Origin of the sequence: Streptomyces sp. XM83C (assembly GCF_023072675.1) — a bacterium.
GTDB classification, from domain to species: domain Bacteria; phylum Actinomycetota; class Actinomycetes; order Streptomycetales; family Streptomycetaceae; genus Streptomyces; species Streptomyces thermocoprophilus.
Genome location: NZ_JALLGL010000584.1, coordinates 1 through 1,332 on the forward strand (window position 1 = coordinate 1; position 1,332 = coordinate 1,332).

Consider the following 1,332-nt stretch of genomic DNA (forward strand, 5'->3'; position numbering starts at 1 on the left):
TCCTGGCTGGGCGGCTGCCGCCGTTTGCACCGCCGCTACGAACGCAAGGTCGAGCACTTCCTGGCCTTCACCGCCATCGCCTGCAGCCTCATCTGCTACCGCAGACTCGCCAAATGAGACGACGTCTTAACGGAGACCATCGGTGCATGGCGATCGTCGTACCGCCTGTGATCGGCCTCGCACAACCGTAGGGATGACCCTTTCCCAGGGTGAGCGGCAAAGAGCGGGCTGGACGGCGGACGGCCGCTCGCTGGGAGCCGCCGGGAGCCGGTTTCTGGAAGTCGGCTCCCAAACGGCTCCCAAAACGGGGCCACAAAGCACATCAGGCCCGGTGCTGATCTCTCAGCACCGGGCCTGACCTGGTGTTTCTCTGTCGGGGTGGCGGGATTTGAACCCACGACCTCTTCGTCCCGAACGAAGCGCGCTGCCAAGCTGCGCTACACCCCGGTGTCGCTGCTGTCGCGGCGACGACGTTTACTTTAGCCCACTGGCGGCCGGAGACGAAATCCGGTTTTCGGGCGGTGGTGGGCGCGGTAGCGGACCAGGTTGGGGCGGAGGTGGTCCAGGGCGACCAGGAGGACGGCGAGGCCGTAGAAGGAGAGGCCGAGGAGGAGGGCGTTGGCGAGGACGCTCTTGTAGCCGTACTGCTCCACGTCGAGGAAGGGGTAGAGGTAGCGGGCCGGGGTGCCCGGGGTGAGGAGCAGCTCCGAGCGGGTCAGGCAGAAGCCCAGGTAGGCCAGGGGGTAGAGCATCCACGCGGCTGTCTGGCGCAGGCGCAGGGCGTCCGGGGTGGTCAGCAGGAGCCAGTCCAGGACGGCCGCCGCCGGGGTGATCGTGTGCAGGACGTGGTTGGCCACGGCGTGCCAGCCGGTGAGCGGGCCGTCGGTCAGGGTGACCGGGGCCGTCGCGGAGGCCAGCACCAGGTGGTGGACCAGCGCCGCGATCACGACGTAGAGGAGTGTGGCGCCCGTCACGGCCGATGGGAGCGGGCGGCGGGCGGTCCAGGCGCGGCGGGCCGAGGCGAGGCAGACCACGGCGAGCAGGATGTTGCTCTGGATCGTGAAGTGGCTGAGCACTCGGGCCGGGCTGCCCAGCAGCAGCGCCAGCGTCACCCCGCCGGCCGCCAGTGCCGCGATCAGGAGGCGGCAGACGGCGGCGAGCGGGCGGCGCATGGGGGTCACCACCGCGGCGGCGGGGACCGACGAGGGGAACAGTCTGGCCACGCCCGGGATCGCGGGCAGTTCCGGGATGTCCCTGGGTATCGGGGCGGTCATGCCCCCAACGGTAGGAAAAGGGGGTGTATGGGGCTATGCGGGTGGGCCATGTGGGGGA

1 protein-coding gene, 1 tRNA gene and 1 pseudogene are annotated in these 1,332 nt (G+C 69.7%); 1 reads left to right on the plus strand and 2 read right to left on the minus strand.

From position 1 onward, the window contains the following. Positions 1-117 (plus strand): annotated as a pseudogene (locus MTQ10_RS30500) (IS5/IS1182 family transposase); the annotation flags it as partial. 256 nt (positions 118-373) lie between these two features. Here MTQ10_RS30500 and MTQ10_RS30505 read toward each other — a convergent pair. Together MTQ10_RS30505 and MTQ10_RS30510 are read right to left on the minus strand one after the other, a co-directional pair. Beyond that, positions 374-447 (minus strand) — tRNA-Pro (locus tag MTQ10_RS30505). Positions 448-479: 32 nt separating this feature from the next. Continuing rightward, positions 480-1,274, minus strand: a complete 795-nt coding sequence (locus tag MTQ10_RS30510; RefSeq protein ID WP_247473986.1) for a Pr6Pr family membrane protein — start codon at positions 1,272-1,274, stop codon at positions 480-482. Positions 1,275-1,332 lie beyond the last annotated feature (58 nt).